Annotated in this window: 23 protein-coding genes and 1 pseudogene; 8 read left to right on the top strand and 16 right to left on the bottom strand. The window is 39.1% G+C overall.

From position 1 onward, the window contains the following. Positions 1 to 9: 9 nt before the first annotated feature. A complete protein-coding gene (locus KFZ56_RS05865) occupies positions 10 to 1,266 on the bottom strand; it encodes a Y-family DNA polymerase (RefSeq protein WP_222640886.1) in 1,257 nt (418 codons plus the stop codon). A gap of 142 nt (positions 1,267 to 1,408) precedes the next feature. Between KFZ56_RS05865 and KFZ56_RS05860 the strand changes: the two genes are divergently transcribed. After that, positions 1,409 to 1,621, top strand: a complete 213-nt coding sequence (locus KFZ56_RS05860) for a hypothetical protein (RefSeq protein ID WP_222640884.1) — start codon at positions 1,409 to 1,411, stop codon at positions 1,619 to 1,621. Further along, complete coding sequence (locus tag KFZ56_RS05855) at positions 1,621 to 1,941, top strand: YolD-like family protein (protein ID WP_222640882.1); 321 nt, start codon at positions 1,621 to 1,623, stop codon at positions 1,939 to 1,941. The genes KFZ56_RS05860 and KFZ56_RS05855 overlap by 1 nt, the downstream gene beginning before the upstream one ends. 73 nt (positions 1,942 to 2,014) lie before the next feature. Here KFZ56_RS05855 and KFZ56_RS05850 read toward each other — a convergent pair whose 3' ends face one another. The 3 genes from KFZ56_RS05850 to KFZ56_RS05840 form a co-directional block, all read right to left on the bottom strand. Further along, positions 2,015 to 3,169, bottom strand: a complete 1,155-nt coding sequence (locus tag KFZ56_RS05850; protein ID WP_222640880.1) for an MFS transporter — start codon at positions 3,167 to 3,169, stop codon at positions 2,015 to 2,017. Further along, positions 3,166 to 3,558 (bottom strand): MerR family transcriptional regulator, encoded by a 393-nt coding sequence (locus tag KFZ56_RS05845; RefSeq protein ID WP_222640878.1) that lies wholly within the window; start codon positions 3,556 to 3,558, stop codon positions 3,166 to 3,168. The genes KFZ56_RS05850 and KFZ56_RS05845 overlap by 4 nt, the downstream gene beginning before the upstream one ends. A 141-nt stretch (positions 3,559 to 3,699) precedes the next feature. After that, positions 3,700 to 3,864: a hypothetical protein gene (locus KFZ56_RS05840; protein WP_222640876.1), complete on the bottom strand. Its 165-nt coding sequence runs from the start codon at positions 3,862 to 3,864 to the stop codon at positions 3,700 to 3,702. A 182-nt stretch (positions 3,865 to 4,046) separates the two neighbouring features. On the opposite strand from KFZ56_RS05840, the gene KFZ56_RS05835 reads away from it, so the two are divergent. After that, positions 4,047 to 5,015 (top strand): SDR family oxidoreductase, encoded by a 969-nt coding sequence (locus tag KFZ56_RS05835; RefSeq protein ID WP_222643905.1) that lies wholly within the window; start codon positions 4,047 to 4,049, stop codon positions 5,013 to 5,015. A gap of 216 nt (positions 5,016 to 5,231) precedes the next feature. Next, positions 5,232 to 6,569, top strand: coding sequence for a catalase (locus tag KFZ56_RS05830; protein ID WP_255585296.1), 1,338 nt, complete (start codon positions 5,232 to 5,234; stop codon positions 6,567 to 6,569). A gap of 208 nt (positions 6,570 to 6,777) precedes the next feature. Here the strand turns inward: KFZ56_RS05830 and KFZ56_RS05825 are convergent, their stop codons facing one another. From KFZ56_RS05825 to KFZ56_RS05815, 3 genes are all read right to left on the bottom strand, one after another. Further along, positions 6,778 to 7,725, bottom strand: a complete 948-nt coding sequence (locus tag KFZ56_RS05825; protein ID WP_222640874.1) for a LacI family DNA-binding transcriptional regulator — start codon at positions 7,723 to 7,725, stop codon at positions 6,778 to 6,780. A 40-nt stretch (positions 7,726 to 7,765) separates the two neighbouring features. After that, positions 7,766 to 8,074, bottom strand: a complete 309-nt coding sequence (locus tag KFZ56_RS05820) for a hypothetical protein (RefSeq protein WP_222640873.1) — start codon at positions 8,072 to 8,074, stop codon at positions 7,766 to 7,768. Positions 8,075 to 8,211: 137 nt separating this feature from the next. Then, positions 8,212 to 9,453 (bottom strand): MFS transporter, encoded by a 1,242-nt coding sequence (locus tag KFZ56_RS05815; RefSeq protein WP_309228258.1) that lies wholly within the window; start codon positions 9,451 to 9,453, stop codon positions 8,212 to 8,214. Between the two features lie 604 nt (positions 9,454 to 10,057). On the opposite strand from KFZ56_RS05815, the gene KFZ56_RS05810 reads away from it, so the two are divergent. Further along, positions 10,058 to 10,624: a sigma-70 family RNA polymerase sigma factor gene (locus KFZ56_RS05810; RefSeq protein ID WP_222640872.1), complete on the top strand. Its 567-nt coding sequence runs from the start codon at positions 10,058 to 10,060 to the stop codon at positions 10,622 to 10,624. Between the two features lie 155 nt (positions 10,625 to 10,779). Here the strand turns inward: KFZ56_RS05810 and KFZ56_RS05805 are convergent, their stop codons facing one another. Together KFZ56_RS05805 and KFZ56_RS05800 are read right to left on the bottom strand one after the other, a co-directional pair. Continuing rightward, positions 10,780 to 11,496, bottom strand: coding sequence for a dihydropteridine reductase (locus tag KFZ56_RS05805; RefSeq protein WP_222640871.1), 717 nt, complete (start codon positions 11,494 to 11,496; stop codon positions 10,780 to 10,782). Positions 11,497 to 11,825: 329 nt separating this feature from the next. Then, positions 11,826 to 12,317 (bottom strand): CvpA family protein, encoded by a 492-nt coding sequence (locus tag KFZ56_RS05800; protein WP_222640870.1) that lies wholly within the window; start codon positions 12,315 to 12,317, stop codon positions 11,826 to 11,828. A 386-nt stretch (positions 12,318 to 12,703) separates the two neighbouring features. On the opposite strand from KFZ56_RS05800, the pseudogene fic reads away from it, so the two are divergent. Beyond that, positions 12,704 to 13,305 (top strand): annotated as a pseudogene (gene fic / locus KFZ56_RS05795) (protein adenylyltransferase Fic). A gap of 57 nt (positions 13,306 to 13,362) precedes the next feature. Here fic and KFZ56_RS05790 read toward each other — a convergent pair. Next, on the bottom strand, positions 13,363 to 14,217 hold the full coding sequence (locus KFZ56_RS05790; protein ID WP_222640869.1) for an aldo/keto reductase: 855 nt from the start codon (positions 14,215 to 14,217) through the stop codon (positions 13,363 to 13,365). 69 nt (positions 14,218 to 14,286) lie between these two features. Next, positions 14,287 to 15,396: a PQQ-dependent sugar dehydrogenase gene (locus KFZ56_RS05785; RefSeq protein ID WP_222640867.1), complete on the bottom strand. Its 1,110-nt coding sequence runs from the start codon at positions 15,394 to 15,396 to the stop codon at positions 14,287 to 14,289. A 364-nt stretch (positions 15,397 to 15,760) separates the two neighbouring features. On the opposite strand from KFZ56_RS05785, the gene KFZ56_RS05780 reads away from it, so the two are divergent. Then, positions 15,761 to 16,177 carry a MerR family transcriptional regulator gene (locus tag KFZ56_RS05780; RefSeq protein ID WP_222640865.1) on the top strand — a complete coding sequence of 139 codons (417 nt, stop codon included), beginning with the start codon at positions 15,761 to 15,763 and terminating at the stop codon, positions 16,175 to 16,177. A 92-nt stretch (positions 16,178 to 16,269) separates the two neighbouring features. On the opposite strand, the gene KFZ56_RS05775 is transcribed toward KFZ56_RS05780, so the two are convergent. The 3 genes from KFZ56_RS05775 to KFZ56_RS05765 all read right to left on the bottom strand — a co-directional run bounded on the left by KFZ56_RS05775 (position 16,270) and on the right by KFZ56_RS05765 (position 18,458). Next, on the bottom strand, positions 16,270 to 17,433 hold the full coding sequence (locus tag KFZ56_RS05775) for an MFS transporter (RefSeq protein WP_222640863.1): 1,164 nt from the start codon (positions 17,431 to 17,433) through the stop codon (positions 16,270 to 16,272). 109 nt (positions 17,434 to 17,542) lie between these two features. Beyond that, positions 17,543 to 18,271: a dihydrofolate reductase family protein gene (locus KFZ56_RS05770; RefSeq protein ID WP_222640861.1), complete on the bottom strand. Its 729-nt coding sequence runs from the start codon at positions 18,269 to 18,271 to the stop codon at positions 17,543 to 17,545. A gap of 22 nt (positions 18,272 to 18,293) precedes the next feature. Continuing rightward, positions 18,294 to 18,458 carry a hypothetical protein gene (locus KFZ56_RS05765; RefSeq protein ID WP_222640859.1) on the bottom strand — a complete coding sequence of 55 codons (165 nt, stop codon included), beginning with the start codon at positions 18,456 to 18,458 and terminating at the stop codon, positions 18,294 to 18,296. A 211-nt stretch (positions 18,459 to 18,669) separates the two neighbouring features. Between KFZ56_RS05765 and KFZ56_RS05760 the strand changes: the two genes are divergently transcribed. Continuing rightward, complete coding sequence (locus KFZ56_RS05760) at positions 18,670 to 19,560, top strand: LysR family transcriptional regulator (protein ID WP_222640857.1); 891 nt, start codon at positions 18,670 to 18,672, stop codon at positions 19,558 to 19,560. A 123-nt stretch (positions 19,561 to 19,683) separates the two neighbouring features. On the opposite strand, the gene KFZ56_RS05755 is transcribed toward KFZ56_RS05760, so the two are convergent. Both KFZ56_RS05755 and dcd read right to left on the bottom strand, forming a co-directional pair. Beyond that, positions 19,684 to 20,865, bottom strand: coding sequence for a GTP-binding protein (locus tag KFZ56_RS05755; RefSeq protein WP_222640855.1), 1,182 nt, complete (start codon positions 20,863 to 20,865; stop codon positions 19,684 to 19,686). Then, the gene (gene dcd, locus KFZ56_RS05750; protein WP_222640853.1) at positions 20,862 to 21,416 is read right to left on the bottom strand and encodes a dCTP deaminase; all 555 of its coding nucleotides are present in this window, start codon (positions 21,414 to 21,416) and stop codon (positions 20,862 to 20,864) included. The genes KFZ56_RS05755 and dcd overlap by 4 nt, the downstream gene beginning before the upstream one ends. Positions 21,417 to 21,427 lie beyond the last annotated feature (11 nt).

Here is a 21,427-nt window from a genome sequence, read left to right as displayed (position 1 = left end):
CATCAGGATTTAAGCATAATGACCGCCTATTTTTTTGCTGCGATCTAATGTTACGCCTGCTTTTGTATAACTGGAAGCACGAAGTATCGCTGTCGGGCCATATTTATCACGAATTTTATCCATCACGTAGCCAATATCGTTTTGTTTAGACTTGTCATCAAAAAGAGATAATTGTACTTCAGCAGCATTCGCATCACTCAGCTTGCCAAGGGATACATTGATATGGCGGATATAGCTATATCCATCATAAAAATCATGAAACAACGCTAAGCAAACATCATATACATCCATCGTTACATTGGTCGGGTAATCGATTGTTTTGGACCGGGAAAATCCACCTCCTGTCTCACGAGAATATACAATAGATAAGTGTACCGTGCGACCGGCCTTTCCGGCTGTACGAGCCCGCCTGCATACCTCTTCCGTTAAGTCTAAGATACACGTTTCTGCCTCTTTTCCACTGTAATCACGGAGCAATGCAATTCCATTGCCAAAATTTTTCTGCTCATTTGTGAAAAAATCACCTTCGACTGGACTTAAATCTATCCCCCACGCATGCCAATATAATTGCTCGCCCATAACGCCATAGTGATTTTTCAATCGTGCAAGCGGAAAATGAGCTAATTGTTCAAGCTGATAAATACCAAATCTATTCAAGTTCTTTTCCATTCGGGAGCCAATCCCCCATATTTCGCCTATTGAGACTGGCCATAATTTCTTTTCGACATCTTCATAACGACATATTGCAATCCCCGATTTTTTTGCATAAAGGTCCATGACAACCTTCGCTAAAAACTTATTATCTCCTATGCCGATGGAACACACGAGGCCAAATTGACGATATATATCACGTTTGATCATCTTAGCAATCTCCAAACGATCTCCAAATAAACCCTTTAGTCCATCTACTGTAATCCAAACCTCATCAACGGAATATTGATGCAAAGCCTCAATTGGTACATAATGTAAAAGCATTTTTGTAATTTCAACGGATTTTTTTAAATAATCGCCCATACGCGCTTTTACAATCACTATTTCAGGGTCATCCGGGATCTCATAAAAACGACTCACATTGCTTAATCGATATCTTTTTTTAAGTGCAGGTGAAGCTGCTAGCACAATACTACCAGAGCGATTGGGGTCACCGACGACAGCCAATAGTACTTTCATTGGATCATAACCGAGCCGTACAGCTTCAACACTAGCGTAAAAAGAGCGCACATCTATACATAAAACATCATGCCTGGGATAGTTCGAATAATTCAATGCAATCACCTCATCAAAAGGAACATTAGTTCTTATTATAAACAGAAATGCATATAATAACAATGTTAAAAAATAACAGTACATACGTTCCTTATTTTGTGATAAAATAGAACAAAAGTTTCTATATAGGAGCGGTGATCAGATGAAGTTGTTTAACCATACGATTAAAGAAAAAGCAACGTTAGAAATGATTTATCTTGCTGCCAATGGAAAAGTGACACAGCGTTTTGTAAGAGTTGTGGAGATACACAATGCGCATATGCTAGCTTATTGCTATTCCCGTAAACGGTTAAGAATGTTTACATTTGAGAATATACTAGCAGTACGAAAAACGGATGGGGGTTTAAGTGCATAATGGATGACAGAGGGTCTAAAAAATGGTCTGCCATGATGTTACCGGAGCACATCAAAATGCTAAAAGAAGTTCAGAGGGAGTATTATTTAGAAGAGAAACCTGCATTAGACGAACAACAATTAGAAGAAATTAACTTTAAGCTAACACTAGCCCAAAAAGATCATTTGTTAGTGGATGTGAAATATTATATAAGCGGCGAATTCAAGCACATTAAAGGCCATGTGGATACCATTGATTATACAAATAGGTATATCCGTATTGATAACAACAAGCTAGAACCGACGAATATCATTGAAGTTTTAATAACGTCAGGGACATAGGGGACAGGTCCATTGTCCCCCTTCCCAAGCAAAGCTTTAATGGGACAATGAACCTGTCCCTATGTCCCACCAGCTATTTCTTACTGGCAGCTCTATGAACAAAGGTGAATAGTACTAATGCAATTAGAACGAATATGCCACTTCCGATTCCTACATAATTGACAGAACTTACATTGATGATGCCTCCTCCCACAAATGCACCTAGTCCAATCCCTGTATAAAGAGCGGAAGCACTGAATGATAAAACCATTTGGGCCTGTTTTGGGTTCAAAGCGATGAGAAATGAATTAAGAGCCGGGTTCATACCGAAACCAGGAATTCCCCACAATATTGCCACAATGGAAACCATAACAATAGCAAATACAGACGGGGGTAACAGTGACAGGAGTGAGAATGCTGCTAATAACACGGCGAAACCTCCAAGTGATAGCTTTAATGTTTTCGCAGCACCAATCTTGTCCGTAAAATAACCCCCAACTAAATTTCCAAACAGTGCACCAATGCCAAACAACATAAGAAAAACGCTGATATTTTCTACATTCGTAATCCCTGTAATGATAGGAGCGATATATGTATAGGTCATGAAACCACCAGTGGTTCCAATAATGTTGACACATAATGTTAATAAAATTAGCTTATTAAAGCCTTTTAACCTTTCCCTAATCGTTAGTTCTGCTTCTCTTTCCATTTTAGGCAGGAATACGGAAACACCTATAACAGTAATGAAAGAAACCACTGCTACAAAAACAAAGGAGTAACGCCAATTAGCCGCATTTCCAATCCATGTTCCAATAGGTGCGCCTAGAACTAATCCGATTGTTATTCCCGCTAATATAACTGACAATGCTTTCCCCCTCATTTTATCAGATGCCAAATTAGCAGAAGCAGTCATTGCTAAAGGTGTAAATATAGCAGCAGCTAAAGCAGCTAGAATTCTGGTAAGAAAGAGCATTTCAAGCGAACTGACAACTGCAGAAAGTGCATTTGCAATGGCGAATACTAACATAGATACGACTAAAAGTGTTTTCAATGGCAAATTCATCGTTAGCGTCCCAAAAATGGGAGCCCCTACAGCATAAGCAATGGCAAATGCCGTAACCAACTGACCTGCCGCAGCAATCGTAACATTCATATCATTCGAAATATGAGGTAATAAACCAGCAATAACAAAATCATCTGTACCAATTATAAAAGTACCTATGACCAAAATGAAAATACGGTAATTCATTTTTTGGAGTCACCGCCCTTACCTTGGTTTTCTACATTGGTCCAAAAATCAATGACATTTTCTAATTCTCTTTCAGCCTCCTGTAAATGATTTATTTGCACCCGCGTTTTCTCCAATTTTTCGCTATAAAGAGAAAGTGCCGTAGAAGCACAATCAGAGTTATGATCTATCGGATGAAAAGATTCACAGGACATAACAGGAAAAATCTCATCCGCATTTAAACCTAATTCTAAAAAAAGTTGGACTGCTTTAACACGCTCCACATCCTTTTCGGTATATACACGATATCCATTTTCCAATCGCTCCGGATCAATTAATTTCTTCTCCTCATAATATCGAATGGACCGAATACTAACGCCAGTTTTTGATGATAACTCACCTATTTTCATCATCATTCCCCTCCCAAGTTACTACGTTATAACCATAATAAAGTATGACATGGTGTGAGGGTCAATAGGGACATGGGGACAGGTTCCTTGTCCCAAAACAAAGCTTTAAAAAGGGACAATGTTCCTGTCCCTATGTCCCTTTTAAATAAGCGGATAGTATGGTTCATAGCGGGGGTTCGTATAATATGGTGGTCGTTTCGCAATGGCTGGCATCATCCAGTTATATTGTAGATATTCCATGCGTACTTTTTGATCGGATTGATGGATTAAAAGCCATTTTATAGAAGGGTTAAATTCTACTTGCAATGCTGTCACCTCCTTTTTTAGTATCCTACGTATCCATATTTGATTTGGAGCAAGTCTATGGCAGTAAGTTGTTGAGACATGCACATACGCTTTCGCCTAGTCATATGGTACATAGGATAAACGACCAATGGGAGGTTTTACATTTGCGTGACGAGCGTGACACAGATAAGAATGGCAAACAAATGCCAACAGAAGAAGAATTACAAGAAATACGTGCATACCAAAAATGGTTTGCGGACAATCAGCAAACAGATCCATACCCCCTTTATCCAAACTATGGAAGCATAACCAAATATGAAGAGGTTCCTCTAAGTAATCCTGAACAACGTCAGCTTAGGCAACCTGGACATGAAGATTTCATGGTTCCGAAACCAATCATCGAAAATCCCAACTACAAAGGCAGCGGAAAACTAAAGGACAAAGTAGCTTTAATCACTGGTGGAGATAGCGGTATGGGAGCGGCAGCAGCTATTGCCTTTGCGAAAGAAGGCGCCAATGTTGCCATTGCTTACTTAGATGAGCATCAAGATGCAAGACGCACCAAAGATAGGATAGAGGAGCTTGGCGGGCAATGTCTTTTACTGCCCGGTGATTTAAAAGAAAAACAACAATGTAAAACCATTGTAGAACAGACCATGCATACATTTGGCCAATTAGATGTGCTATGCAATCATGTAGGAATCCAATTTCAACAAAATAATTTAATAGATATAACAGATGAACAGTTTGATAATACGTTTAAAGTCAATGTCTACGCGCACTTTTATACAACCAGAGCCGCTTTACCCCATTTAAAAGCTGGAAGTTCCATCATCGGAACTACTTCTGTGGTCACTTACGCAGGTGAGCCGCTATTAATCGATTATTCTGCAACCAAAGGCGCTATCGTTGGATGGACACGATCATTGGCAAAAAGCCTTGTTGACAAAGGCATCCGGGTAAATGCTATCGCCCCAGGAAGAATATGGACACCGCTTATTCCCGCTAGTTTCTCCTCCGACGTCAACGCGCTACATGGACCGAATCTATTCAATCGCGTAGGTCAACCCTTTGAACTGGCACCAACATTTGTCTATCTCGCCTCGGATGATTCACGATTAGTAACCGGGCAAGTACTACATGTAGATGGCGGAGAATCTACTAATTCGTAAGAGGGACTTGGGGACAGTTCCCTTGTCCCAAACAACGCTTTAAATGGGACGATGTTCCTGTCCCTCCGTCCCTCATGCATATTGGAACAAGCGTTGTTCATAACCATATAATGTAGATCAATTTTTCATAAGGAGGAAATAATGAGCGATAACAATCAACATCCTCAGCAAGGGAAACGCATTCCCGTTCGGAAAACAGCGGCAGCAAAGGAAAATATGCATTCTGTTCGCCAACATCAACAATCGGATAATCCAGCACCGTCTTATACACAAACGGTTGGCAAGGATGGCCCGATGCTGGAGCAAGATAACATCTTCCATGAAAAACTGGAAACCTTCCTTCACGAGAAAATCGTGGAACGGCCTTTACATGTAAAAGGGTTTGGCGCTTTCGGTTATTTCGAAACGTTAAATAGCATGAGCCGATACACCAAACTCCCCTTTCTGCAGCAAGCCGGTCAAACGGTTCCTGTTGCAGTCCGTTTTTCGCTTGGGGCAAGCAATAAAGGTACGCCGGATACATCGCGCAATATTCGTGGGTTTGCTACGAAGTTCTATACAGACGACGGGATCTTCGACCTTATTTGCAACCATCTCCCCGTCTTTTTATTGCGCGATGCTATGCGTTTTCCAGAAAGTATCGCAGCATTATCCCCATCACCACGGAACAACCTAATGGATCCGAACCTGCTTTGGAGGTTTGTCGCCAGCACGCCCGATGCTACTCACTTTATCGTGCGTCTCTTTTCAGATCACGGCACGGTCAAAAGTTTCCGACACATCCCCGGTCACAGTGTCAGTACATACGTGTGGCGAAATGCAGAAGGGAAACGTTATTACATTAAATATCAGTGGCTTCCATTTGATGGCGTGGAATATATTACAAGCAAGGAGGCAGCAAAACTTGCGGCAATGAACCCCGATTATGCCGGTGAAGATCTCTTCCAAACAATCGCGAGCGGAGAAGTGGTAGAATACGGGCTGTATGTACAAATGATGGATCCGGGAGATGCAGAACGGCTTCCATTCAATCCCCTCGACGACACAAAAGTGTGGGATGAAGAGATGTATCCTTTCCACCCGGTCGGAAAGATGGTGCTCAATCGCAATCCTGACAACTATATGGAGCAAGTGGAGAAGATTGCATTCTCCCCATCGAACTTATTAGATGGTGCAGAACTGTCTGATGATAAGATACTACAAGGGCGAGCAAATGTATATTGGGATTCGCAGCGTTATCGCATCGGCCCGGAATTTCGCAACGTGCCAGTGAATGCACAAAAAAATTGGCAGCCAAGCGATTTGCAAACAAGTGGGGAAGGCAGATATGTAGAAGGGAAACTCGTGCGTTCGGATATAGAAAAGCAAGATGATTTTTCACAAGCAGGCGATTTCTATCAATCGTTATCGCAAACAGGAAAATCTCACCTTGTCGCCAATCTTGTCTCCGCCCTGACAGGAATACGACGAGACTATCAAGCCAAGGCACTCGAATACTTTTCTCTTGCTTCCCGTGAACTCGGCGAACGCGTATCAAACGGATTGCGAGAGTAAATGACGGAGGATGGAAATCATATGCTTTCCATTCTCTTTTCTTTGGCCTCCCTCCCACACTTATGGAGGAAGAAAGTTTTTATCATTTCTACTGCCAACGAAAAAGCCCATATTTCGGGGGACACAGGGACAGGGGGACACAGGGACAGGTTCCTTGTCCCAAGCAGCCTTAAATGGGATAAGGAGCTTATCCCTGCTTTGTCCCTGTTCAAACAGAATCTCGCTCAATAATTCGATAGGGGATTTCCACTTTTTTATTCGATTTCTTTATAATTAAACTGCAAGCTTGCTCGCCGATTTTTGTCAGCTGATGATCTACTGTTGTCAGCCCTAAACCAATTCCAACAGACTGATTTTCTTGACCAATAATCGCTAAATCCTTAGGAATACCCCATTTCTTCGCTTTTACATTCAAATATACTCCACTGGCTACTTCATCTCCATTTGCATAAATCGCAGTCGGCCTTTCCGACAATCGCAAAAATTGTTTGCCCGCGTCACATCCATCTTCTAAACATTGACAATTGGAAATATGATAACCGGGTGGAATCTCACCAAAAACTTCGCGATACGCTTGTATGATTTTCTTTGTACTGTTGCTATCTATTCTGGCTGTTGTAAAAGCGACTGCATGATGTCCCTTATTTTTTAGCAATTGAAAGGTATCTAGAAAAGAGGAATAACGTTCTGTGTAGGAACAACCAATTTCATGATGCTGTACATATTCACAAGATACGATTGGTCCAAACGCGCTATAAGGGATAATGGTTTCCCAGTCATTCGCCCTTGATGTAATAATGATCCCGTCAAATAGCTTGCTTTTTAATTTCTCCAGGTATTCCAATTCTTTTTCTTGGTCATATTTTGACGGAAGCATGGTTATCAAAAAATCATTTTCCAAAGCTTTATTCAGAATACCATTTAGTAGTTGATCAAAAGCCGGATTGTTGTTGTATGGAAGAATGACTCCGATCGTTTTCGTTTTCCCACGAATTAAATCAATTGCATTCTTATTCGGTGTGTACTTCTTCTCCTCCATTACTTTTAAGACTGCCTCTCTTTTTTCATCGGAAACATATTTGTGATTATTAAGAACTCTGGAAACGGTAGAAACAGAAACTCCCGCTAACTTTGCAATATCATTAATATTTGCCATAACCAAACTCCTATAATGAACGAATTTTTACAGAAACTTCTTAAGCACTTAATTTCTGAAAAGCCTGTGTAAAATGATGAAAGTTTCCTTTATAAATCCATTTCACCTTAATACTGCTCTCATCGCTCTCTCCCACAATCAATACGGAAGATGCCATATCTATCCTTGCTTTTGAAAACCAAAAAGATTTCTCAATATTTATTTGTTTATTACTAACTAGGTACAACCGCTTATTCGTTAAAATCAAATTCCCAAAATAGACATTTTGTATTCCATCAAAAATTTCAAACAATCCTTCCAGACATGACACTATCTTTTCATCAGATTCCAGTTTCATTGGTCTGTTCATTTTCTCCCTCTCCCTTTGCTTGAATAACTGCTTATTTTTAATGTAATTTATGAAATCCATTTCAAGTCAAGAGGGAAATTTGACAGACACTTCCTCTTTTAGGACAAAGGGACAGGTCCCTTGTCCCAAGCAACGGTTTAAATGGGACGCTGTTCCTGTCCCCGTGTCCCGCGAACGCTCCAACTTACTGCTAATACGACGAGGAGTGTGGCGCATCCGATATAGAGTATTTCATAGCCAAATGTGAATGATAGCAAGAGGTAGCCAATAAAAGGGCCACAGGCTGCTCCCATATCCTGAACTACTGTATAATAGGTGAAGAAGCGAACGGCTCCAGCTTTCTGTGAATGATCAGCAGCTATTGCATCAATGAGCGTTGTTAATGCTGTAGACGTCAACAAAGCACCTATTGTAATGAGGATCCAAATCAAAGGGAAGAAGGAAAAGGCTAATAGTGGAAAGCTTACACTTCCCACAAGTAAGGATCCGATTAAAAATGGCTTCCTCCCTTTTGAGCCATCCGACCAAAGACCAACCTTCGTCGCTAAAAAAGGCTCCCACATCCATCGTAATGCTTGCAGCCCTCCTGAAAGAGCAGAAGCAGCAATAATAACATTCAGCACTTTTACCTCTTCCCCATAATGATAAATGATCAGGGAGGATAACGTTGCCATAAGTACCCCTTGTATGATAAACGTAATAAAGAAACCACTGCTCATGATAAGCACATGATGCTTTAATATATCAAGCCCAAGAATGCTTTTCTTTCTTCCCTTCGACCTTGATTTTGATAAGAGCGTTTCACCTTGAAAGAATACACCTAATAAAACCACGCCAATACCGGAAACAAGACCAAATGACAGGGATATCCAGGTTAGTCCTAAAAACGGCGTCAATACACCGCCGACAAGCATGCCCACAAGACTTCCCAATCGATGAAGACCATTATATAAGCCCATCGCTTCCCCTTGCTTATGAGGGTCACCGTGAACAGCCACGGTCGATAATCCGCCAATACGCAAAAACGCCCAAGCAAGTCCCCATAAACAACGAAGGATCAACCACGCCAAAAAACCCGTGGCCAATCCATAACCCGCAGTTGTAATCACGCTAAGAATAACAGCAAATAATAGCCCCTTTTTCAAGGGGATTCTTTCATACATCCAGCCAACGAGGGGATTTAGCGGTAAACGAACAAACCGATTAACAGCAAGTAGCACACCCACTTGCCAAATCCCATCCAAGCCAGCCTCTCTCCAATAAATCGGAAGCGCAATATAAAGCATGGAATCGCCAAGCAGACAGCAAGCGGTAACTAAAGCAATGATAACGATATTGCGCTTATGTTTATTATTATTTTCGATATGAATAGCAAACACCTTCTTCGTTAGGATAACGTTAATGATAAGGCCATCAAGCGAACTCGGATGAAGTATGTACCTCTTTGTTACAAAATCATTTCATTTTCAAGATTACTTGAATTAGATGGAAGCATTTGCCCCCTTCTATATATTCTCTTTCATTCTGTTTGTTATTTTTTAACATTCTAACAAAATGGCTCATTTTATAGCCACTATTTCTACCATTTTGTTAAACGTTATTATATCAAAAGAAATCTCTCATTTACATGAAAGGTTTATTCCTATTGTTTCATTATGCAAGTAGCCACCTTCACTGTGAAGTTATCAATCTGAACGCCCCTATCTAAAAAGCTTATCATGATGCAATATGATATAAACAATCCTCCTCATCACTTGCAGAAAAAAGAAAACCGAACAATCGTGCTAAAAATATGATAGCAAACGCTTTACAAACAGGAACATTTGTTCTATAATCAGGCTATATTACTATTGTTAATAGACCCCCAGAAGGTCACATGAAAAAAACGCCATTTTCATGCCACCATACCGATTTTCGCTACGATAGTAATGAAAAAGAGAGTTCTATGAAGCATTGCTTTTTAGACGAGGGGAGATATTATAAATGGATAAAGACAATGTAACGTTCGAAGAGATTTTCAAGCAGAATGAACGGAGAATTCATTACCATATTCACAAACTGAATATTAGAGACACACATCAAGAGTTTTACACGGAAGGACTAGTTGCAATGTGGAATGCGTATGAGAAATATCAACCGGACAAAGGACCAATGGCGACATACTTTAACTATACGATTCGCAATCGTATGATCGATTTGATGCGCAAACAAAATAAACAACAGGAAAATGTGAAGCATTACCTGCAAGCAAAGAAGACTCAGGTTGATGATGGCAATTATTATCGAAACGGTGGTGCCACTTATCCGGTAATGAAAGTAGCCGAATCAGATCGTACGCTATACGATGCGGAATTTTGGCAGGAAATACGAGGGCGGTTGACAGAAAATCAATGGAAATGGGTAAAGTACTACATTATTGAGACCATGCCGGTTAAGCAGATTGCCGAGCAGGAGGATGTTTCAGTTGAGGCTGTGAAGAGTTGGGGGAAAGAAGCCCGGCGGAAATTGCGTAGAGATTTGGATGAAAGGAAGTTGCAATCTATTTTATAAAGCTTCGTTTTAAACGTTAATAGGACGAATAAAACCAAACAGGAGACACTTGAAACTTGCGTGTAAAGTGTCTCCTGTTTGGTATAGGTGACAAGCGAAATCTATATAGGTATGCCAAGAAGTTGACTCACCCTCTGACATAAGAAGCCATCAGTCTAAATGGACAAATCCAATGATAAAAACGCAGGCCGTTCTTGTTCATGCTTATCGAGCATAATCTGTTCGGAATTGATGCCCTGTTCATTCAATACTTCAATGTTCTGCATGAGGAATTCGTCACTGCCAACAACATAGAAGAGTCCATTCTTATCTGTTGCAAGATTTCTCACTTCTTGATAGTAGTCTTTACGATTATCAACGAACTGTGATGTGAATTTCTTATCAGGTACTGATTCAAAAATATGAGTAAATAAGAAATCCTTGGATGAATCGATGTTCAGGGAATGCATTTGATTGACATTGTTCCCACGCTCGAAATAATCCAGCACAAGTGGTCTGAATGTTGCCAAACCAACTCCTGATGACAGTAGATAAACATTTTTATCTTCTCTTTTAAGGGGTACATTCGAATGCGTTTTAAATATGGCGACTTCATTACCGACTTCCAGATTTTGTAAAAGAGTTTTAAACTCAGAGCACTGTTCTCTGATACGCGTTGTAATACCGATTGAATTTTCATATGGTAACGTGGTGATTGACATGTGGCGAATCAGACTACGGTTTGGTTTATCTCCGGCATTAAACCCTTCCAGCGCAAAATGGGTATGGGAACCTTCTTCCCATGTAAAGCCTTCCGGACAATCGAGCATGTATGTTTTAATTTCAGGTGCCTCTTCAATAATCTTATTTATTTTCGTCCAGTATATTTGCATTATAGATCCTCCTTAATTCATGATATACCGCTTACTAACTACTATACAACAAGTGATAACGATTCTCAATTAAATGGACGTATTATTTACGATTATTTATTTAATCATTATGGTTCAATCAATAATTGATACTAAAACATGAGGATAAATATACTATAAGCCAATGTTTTCTACAAATGCTGTAAATGGCGGACTGCAAATATACGCTAAAATCTGATTGACGTACATTTTGGTATATCTTTACTAACATATTGTATTCCCTAATAAAGTTTACCTTATATCACCAGTTTTGCTATACCACGTTATCATTCGCCAACCAGAAATATGATTTATAGTTCATTTATTTTTTCAGAAAGAACGGGCGTATCCTGAACCATTTTCTGTGCCAGTGTAGAATCTGAAACAGCTTGTTGTACAGAGACAATAGGAGTAAAAGCAACAAGATTTAAAAATAGAAAAGTGATGAGATACACTTTCAAGAAACCAAATGCTCCACCAAGCCAACGATTTACAATGCCTATTAAAGGCAAATTTGCTAGGAAATCGAGCGTTGAACCAAGGATGCTCCATAAAATTCGTATACCGAAAAACAAAATCAGAAAAGCAATGACTTGATAATAGATATTTTCAATATTACCTTCTGCCGAACCAGGAGAAGGAATCCATCTTAAGTGCAGCGCAACATCATTAAAATAGAAAAAGGCACCTGCAAGCGCAACAAGAAATCCGGTAAAATGAACGACTTGTAAAACCAATCCCTTCCTCAATCCAATAACAAAGCCAATAACTAACATCAGTAATATAATCAATGTCAATATCATTTTAATCTCTTCCTTTCACAGCTTTTATTTCTAACCAAGGTAAATGAAAACATCTACTCATGTATGGCATTCTTGAAATAATTTCTAATGTGATAGTATGTTCTTACTTTATCACGTAAAGGTAGCTTTAAGTCAACAAGAAGTATTTACCGTTTCGATCTCCATTCTACAAAATAGTGTTAACGGTATGGTTTTTGAATTTAATCCTCTCCGGAAGTTACGATATCCGACGGCTCAACTAACAAAGTGTCATCTATTTTTCAATTAACCGTTAGAATACCTCCATACCTATGATATACTTAATTTATAGACGAATTCTAACATAGAAAAAACCATACGTTGAAAATATATTGATACAGTAAATGAAAAGGAGTGTTAATGTGACAATCCTAAAAAATAAGCTTGGTATTACTAACCAAGTTGAACTCAACCGCATGGAAGAGAAGATTTCTAAACAAAAAGCAAGGCAACTCTTTGACTCTGGTGATATTCATTCTATTGAAGTAGGCACGTTTAAAGGACTAAGCGAAATTCATCAATATCTTTTTGAAGACATTTATGAATTTGCTGGCATGATTCGAGATGTGAATATTGCTAAGAAAGATTTTCGATTTGCTCCTGTTATGTATCTAAAGCCTTCTTTGGATTATATAGACCAGATGCCCCAACATTCCTTTGATGAGATTATCGAGAAATATGTGGAAATGAACGTTGCTCACCCATTCCGTGAGGGAAACGGCAGAAGCACTAGGATTTGGCTCGATTTAATGCTGAAGTCTGGTATTCAAAGGGTTATTGACTGGAACTTGGTAGATAAAAAAGATTATCTAATGGCTATGGAGCGCAGTCCAGTAAAAGATATTGAAATAAAACATATCTTGAAAGAAGCTTTAACCAAAAAATGAATGACAGAGAAACATTCATGCAAGGAATTGACGTCAGCTACTATTATGAGGGCTATTCCGAATACGATATTGAAGATTTATAAAGGCAACAGTCTTGAACAAAGGACAGTTTTAAAATAGGCTTTCAAATTATATCAAGCTCACCACAGCGCAAGCGGTTGCTTCGAGGTAGGTTTTGGAAAGGCGTTGTCTATTTGCTCAAGATCTTGCTGGGTTAATGGAATTTCTGCCGCCTTTACATTATTTAATACATGTGCAGGGTTACTAGATTGCGGAATAGCAATGGTTTTTCCATTTCGAATACTCCAAGCTAATAAAATTTGAAAAATATCAGCTTGATGCTTTTCGGCAATTTCCTTTAAAACGTTTTGCTCTGTTAATTGGGTGCCGGAGCTATTATGTCGATCAACTGGGGCATAAGCAATAACTGGCATTTCTTGTTTGTTCATTAATGGGACCAGGTCATATTCGATTCCCCGATCTGCCAAATTGTAACGTACTTGATTTGCTGCACAATTTCCGCCCTCTGGAAATGTCCGTATTTTTTCAATATCATCTGTATCTAAATTAGATACGCCCCATGCTTTAATCTTGCCTTGATTTTTAGCCTTTTCTAGTGCTTCCACCGTTTCTTGAAGCGGGATGTTGACTTGCCAGTGCAGCAAGTATAGATCCAGATAGTCCACATTTAATCTTTTTAAACTGGCATCCAAACTAATTGGCAATTGTTTTTGGGAAGCGTTGGAAGGAAGAACTTTGGAAATAAGAAACAAATCCTCCCGATTTTGAAGATAAGGTTTTATAGCTTGAGCTACTAAACGTTCGGAATTCCCGCTCCCGTACATTTCTGCTGTATCAATGACTTGGGCTCCATAATCCAGACCGGTCTGTATGGCTTTTATTTCCTGATCACATTCATTTGACTTGTCCCCCATATTCAACGTACCTAAACCGATAGGAAACACTTCTCTTCCGGCAATTTTCACTTTTTTCATCGTTTGTCCCCTCCAGCTTTTCACATATTATTAGAAAGTCTATTTTATTTTGATAGTTTGGAGTGTCATTTATTCTAAATCTGAAAGCGCAATTCGATAAAGCCTATCATCACTATTTTCCGGAGTACCTCTGCCATCTCCATTATTACTTACAAAATAAAGATAGTTATCCTCAACCCGCACATCTCGAATTCTTCCAAGATCACGTATTACTTCACGATAATCTCCTGTTTCCAAATCAAATTCTAATACAGCTGATCCTCTTAATGCTGCAACATATAATTTATCATCGTCATATGCCATTCCAGATGGCGCCCATGTTTCTTCATTCCCAGAAGTGAATAAAGGAACAACCATTCCTTCTTGTTCTTCTTCCCCTTCAATAATCGGCCAGCCATAGTTTTCACCAGCTTCAATCACGTTCACTTCATCGTTGGCGTTATCCCCATGTTCACTGGCATACATTGTATCGTCGGGTGACCAAGTAATCCCTTGGGCATTGCGGTGTCCATAACTATAGACATAAGAGTCTGGAAATGGATTATCCTCTGGTATCGATCCATCTAAGTTCATTCTAAGAATTTTACCGCCTAATGAATCAAGATCTTGCGCTATTTCACGTTCAGACGCATCTCCTGCTGTTGCATAGAGTAACCCGTCCGGTCCTATTTTAAGCCTTCCCCCATGATGATAGGTACCACTAGGGATGTCATCAAGAAGTACACTTTCCTCACTCCATATATTGTCTTCTAACTGAAGTGTTACAACACGGTTAAACTGTCCTTCATTGCTTTCATACGTATAGTACGCATAAGCTTGATTTGATTCAGAAAAATCAGGAGCCAGCACAAAACCAAGTAATCCCGCCTCGGAAGCTGTGGATACTTCATGCTCTAGCTCTACATCTTGCCATTCTGCTTCCCCATCTTCTACTTGGACAATACTGCCGGTTCTTTCCGTTAAATAAAAGGTATCTTCTGACTTTTCAATAGACCACGGGACATCTAAATCTTCCGCAATAACTTCTAGACCTTCTATAGGGAGTACTAATTCTTCTTGTGAATCTTCTTCATTATTAGATGGATTTTCATTGTTCGTTGTAGCAGGCTGATCATCATTTGTAGAGCATCCAATCAGGAAAAGGAAGCCAATTAGAAGTCCTGATCTTATTTTCATCATTCACATTTCTCCTCTCGTTATATATTTATACGTTTCAAAACAATGGCAAAGATAGAAGCAACGTTATGTTCATAGGTTTGTTCATTTTGATTCAACGATACCAATATCATCTTTGAAGTCATATTAGCATGGTAAGAATAGCTATTTTAATTTTGTGTGTTACCATAAGTTCGTATGAATTTACATGAAACCCTCTATACCTCCTCCTTTTGTTGGAAATAATGTTACCCCATCAACCTGACTTTAGGTCAAATCATTTGAGTCTATTTTTGGGTAATTCATTTTGACACTCATAAATCATTATGATAAACTTCTTCCAATTCTAAAGTTAACTTTAGGTTTATATTTGAAAAGAGGAGATAAAATGACTTATTCCATTGGAGAAGTAGCTAAAAAATTAAACCTTACTCTCTCCACCTTACGTTATTATGATAAAGAAGGGCTCATTCCTTTTGTGGAACGCACCGATAACGGAACTCGTGTATTTAAAGAATCAGATATAGAGTTACTACATGTTATTCAATGCCTGAAATCCAGCGGAATGTCTATCAAGGATATTAAAACCTTTATTGAATGGTGTTCTATTGGAGACGCTACCTTGCAACAAAGATATGACTTATTTATCGAGCAAAAAGCAGTTGTAGAAAAACAAATGGAAGAATTAAAAAATACAATGGCTCTCATCGATCATAAATGTCATTATTACAAAGTAGCGCTCGAAGCAGGAACGGAAAATGTTCATAAAGACAACAAAATAGGAAATACCGTTTTTGATTCGTAGAAAAATAAGCTGTACTTTATTATGTTGTATAGGAAGTGCAGCTATTTTTCTGTCTCGATTACGGCAAAGCCTCCATTTGAAATACAGAATAATCATTCCTGTTCGACAGCTTTATATACCCTATTCCGAAGTATTATAAAGACAAAACTGATAATTAATGCAACAGCACCTACAAATAGGATTTCTCTTGTTCCAATTTGCGATATAATCATTCCTGCTATAGATGTCCCAATTGTTGTACCCAGGTTAACAGATGTCAGGAATAAACCATTTGCGAAATCCGGAGCTTGCGGAGCCGCAGACATAATCCAATACTGGTTGATGTTTGCCCCAATTCCTCCTAATATCCCCCACGCCAAAATTATAATAGCAGTAGGAATGGTCAATTCGGCTACAGGGTAAAAGATAAGATACAGCGCCATTAACGCAATAGGAAAAATCGTTACCGTGCGGATAGGGCTATTAGAAAGCAGCCTTCCTGCAATAATATTTCCTAAAATATTTGCCACCCCATAAACCAGTAGCATAATACTAATTAAACTGGATGACATATTGGTTACAGCACTTAAATATTCAGCGAGATAACTGTAAACGCCGAAAATAGCTGCATTGATAAGCAGAACCGCCAAAATCGAGAGCCAGGTAACTCCTTTTGTTAATATTTTCAACTGCGAACCATAAGAAAGCTTTTCTGTAACTGGCATGGATGGAACCAAAAAAATCGTCGCAATCAATGTGAAAATATTAACGATGGCGAAAAAGGACATTGCTGCTTGAACAGAAATTGCATCAGCAATAATACTGACAATCGGAACCCCTAAAACCATCCCGGCAGAAACACCTATAAATACTTTAGAGATTGCTTTTGGTGCTTCCTTTTCGCTAACGGAAGCGCCCGCAACCGATAATGACATGGAGACATAAAGCGGATGGAAAAAGGCCGGTATCACACGTGCAATCAAAGCTACCGTAAAGTTAGTTGTAAAAACGGAAATAACGTTTCCAATAACAAAAATAATCAATACCATTAGCATGACATTTTTTCGATTCATACCAGAAAATATTAACGGCATGGTCGGTCCGGCAATAGCTATCGCTAATGCGAAAAGACTTACCAGCAAACCGGCAGTCGATACACTGACATTAAAATAATCTGCTAAATCCGGGAGTATGCCAATAACTCCCATTTCGGTATTGATAATACCAAATACACCAACTGCTAGAATAAATATAAGTAAACCTTTCGAATTCTTCATTAATTATTGTTACACTTCTTTCTATTTCTACAATTATTATTTCAGTATTACCAGCCATTTATGGAGAAAAAGAATTGAAATTCTACTCTACTGGCATACTTTTTAGCAGTCATCGACTGTCATTTTTTACAGAATAGCAAATCCATAATGTGCCGTATTCCAATTCTTCAACAGATTTAAGTTCAAAGGCTGTTTCTTTTGTACTGGAATATGGTTCTTTCGCGACGAAGAAACGATGACCATCTGGATCAGCATTTGCGATCGGAGCCAAGATGACGCTGACTTCATCAACCAGTCCGTTTTGAACCATAGACCAGTTGAGTGTTCCGCCTCCTCCAACCATCATTCGCTTAATATGGAAGCGATTATAGAACTTATCTAGCATCACATCATAATCAATTTGATCAAATCCTGCGATGATATAGGATATTTTTTTCTTTCTGAGAAAATCTTTATAAGCGTTTGGCACTCGCTCCGTTAAGACAACGACAATATGAGAAGAGACACCGCCATAGCCAAAAGTATTCTCCTCAAAGGCTAATTCTCCTCGTGTATCGATGGCTAAATAATACATCGGCGCGTCGGGGTCAGCCACATAATCTCCTTCAGGAACCGGGCTTGCATTTTCATCGAACTCTGGTTTTTTGTAATGGGTTATATTGTCTTCAGTTGTCGTTTTACCGTTCAGGTAACCTTGTATTCCAAATTGCTGTTTTTCAGGATCCAGTGAAAGTTCTTGATATTGTCGGCTCGCTTCTTCAAATTCTTGTAAATCCATTATATCCAAATTCCCATCAATGGATGTATGTGTATGGATAATAACATATGGTTTTTGCATGCGTTTTCCTCCTCGTAAATTATCAGATATCTCCTGTTTTAAATGACCTTACGGTTATTACTACATATCGATTCTCCATATCATTGGAATCCTCCTTTTGGTTATAGCCATTGCAATGGGATTCTAGTTGGTCTTGATAACTGCCATCATGAAACGCTCCCTTTTTGTCATTTACGTGGTTATTCACATCATAAGCTACCCCTATTCAAATATCAAATACCTATACTGAATAATCAACGATGCTTAAAAGGCATATCATTGTTTGATAGAAACTCAATTGTTATCCTATTTCATTCCCTTTGCTAATCAACATAAAATTTTATAAAATGATACAATACAATTATCAGATACTTATATGAAGCAGGTTCATATATATAATAGGCATGGGAGGTTTTATGATGGAAATCCGCTTATTGCGCTACTTCATTGCCGTTGCCAATGAACAAAATATCTCTGCAGCCGCAGACTATTTATATATATCCCAACCGACATTATCGAGACAATTAAGTGATTTGGAAGCCGAATTAGGAACATCCTTATTCATTAGGGGAAATCGAAAAATTACCTTAACAGAAGAAGGAACGTTTTTACTAGCAAAGGCAAAGGAAATTGTGGGATTAGTCGATAAGACAGAAGCAAATTTTAACCGACCAGCAGAAATAGTTAGTGGTGAAATATACATCGGCGGCGGTGAAACCGAAGCCATGCATTTTATTGCTAAAACATTAAAAGATTTACGAGAAGAACATCCAGCTATTCAATTTCATTTATACAGTGGAAATGCAGATGATGTTACGGATAAATTGAATAGTGGACTATTGGACTTCGGTATTATCATTGAACCAACGGATAAACAAAAATATGATTATATGCAGTTACCAGCCAAAGATGTTTGGGGCGTATTAATGCGAAAGAACAGTCCTTTGGCTCATAAGTCTTCTATTCAACCAGAAGATGTAAAAGATAAACCATTAATTATTTCCCGTCAAACAACGGTCGACAATGAGTTATCCGGATGGTTCGGACAAAATATTACAGATTTGAATATTGCCGGAACCTATAACTTGCTTTATAACGCCGCACGAATGGTGGAAGAAGGTCTCGGATATGCTTTGTGCATCGATAAATTAATCAATACCTCAGGCAATAGCCAGCTTTGTTTTAAACCCTTAAATCCTAAATTAACAGCAGGTTTAAATATTATCTGGAAAAAACATCAAGTCTTCTCCAATGCTGCAAATAAATTTTTAGATCAAATTCGGTATAATATTGAAAACTATAATTCGTGAAGAAGAAGCTTCATATTACATACCAAGCCTCCAGCATATCTTGATTTGAATATACTGGAGGCATTTGTATATTGTAACGTCCGCAATAAGAGATTTTGCCAATAAAAGCTTATCTAAATCCATTTATTCCATCACGAATGGCGGTAAGGTATCTTCAAAAGAAACCATTGGCTTTTTCTTTTCTTCTTCCGTCACTAAGCATTGATTTAATGAATATATAATAGGTTCCTTATCCATGTTAACGCCGATAAAGACAAGCTCTGTCATCCGATCTCCCTCCACTTCATCCCAGTCTTCAAACAAAGCAGGATCCTGCACTCTTAAAGCTTCCTGTTCCGCCGCCGAATAACTAGCCAACCACCTGCCAGCACCTTCTAACGTTATCATAGACCCAGCTTGAGATAGGAATCCAGCTACATCATTTCTTGTAACTAACCAAAAGAAGCCTTTAGATCGGAGAATTTCCTTCGGCCAGTCCTCCAGCCATTGTTGTAATCGACCTGGATGAAATGGCTTTCTACTCCGATAGACAAAGGAACTGATGCCATACGCTTCTGATTCCGGTATATGCTCTTCATTCAATTCTTTCAGCCATCCGGCCCCCTGACTTGCTTTTTCAAAGTTAAATTGGTTCGTTTGCAATACGTGCAAAGGATCGATTTTCCCATAGTTTGTCGAAACAATGTCAGCTTCAGGATTTAACGTAAACAACAAATGCTTTAATTCCGCTGCCTTTTCGTTCGATATCTTATCTGTTTTATTTAAAACGATGACATTGGCAAATTCAATTTGATCCACCAGCAAATCAACAATCCCTCTTTCATCATCATCGGAAACATGCATGTTCCGGTCTACTAACAAATCTTGTGACTGATAATCCTCCCAAAACTGGAGTCCATCGATAACTGTCACCATCGTATCAAGCTGGAAATGCGTATTTAAATCGATTCCTAATTCCTCATCCCCGTATAGAAAACTCTGGGCGACCGGAATCGGTTCCGAAACCCCGCTAGACTCAATTAACACATAATCAATGTCGAGCTTAGCTAATTTCCCCAACTCCATGATGAGATCTTCCCGTAATGTGCAGCATATGCAGCCATTTGTCATCTCTACCATATTTTCTTCTGTTCGAACAAAGCCGCCTTCCATTACCAATTTAGCATCGACATTAATTTCACTCATGTCATTAACAATAATCGCTATTTTCAGCCCTTGTTGATTTTGAAGTAGATGATTAAGCATCGATGTTTTTCCCGCTCCTAAAAATCCGCTCAAAACCGTTACTGGAATTCTTCTATTCATTCTTCCTTCTCCCTTCTTTCACGATCCATATACACACGGCTCGGCGTGGCCCCTTTTTGGAACAAATACTTCCCATTATATCCTTCTGTTACCTGATCCACCTTTGCGATAACCAACTGACACACGCGCATATCGGCATAGAGCTTCACAGACACACGATTCGCATTAAACAATTCCAAGGTAACTTGTCCGGAAAAGCCCGGATCAATCCAGCCGGCATTTTGGATAAAGACGCCAAGCCTGCCTATAGAGCTCCTTCCTTCCACAAAGGCAGTTAAATGATTAGGTAAACTGATTTGTTCCAAGGTGGTTCCCAACATAAAGGATTGAGGCGGGATCGTTATCGTTTCCTTGTCTGCTACCTCTATTTCCTGATAATTTGCCGGCTCATCCATGGACAAATAAGGCGTGGTTATGTCATCAACAACTAAAAACTCCTTCCCTAACCGTAAATCAATAGATGCCGGCTGAATACTTAATTCCTGAAAAGGCGTAATAGTCATCTCACTGCCATATACCAATTGTTTGATCGTTTGTCCGGATAAAATCATCTGTTTGCAAC

It is taken from the genome of Virgibacillus sp. NKC19-3 (assembly GCF_019837165.1).
Lineage (GTDB): Bacteria > Bacillota > Bacilli > Bacillales > Amphibacillaceae > Virgibacillus_L > Virgibacillus_L saliphilus.
Note: the sequence above shows the minus strand (reverse complement) of the source record. Positions and strands in the feature narration are given on the sequence as shown.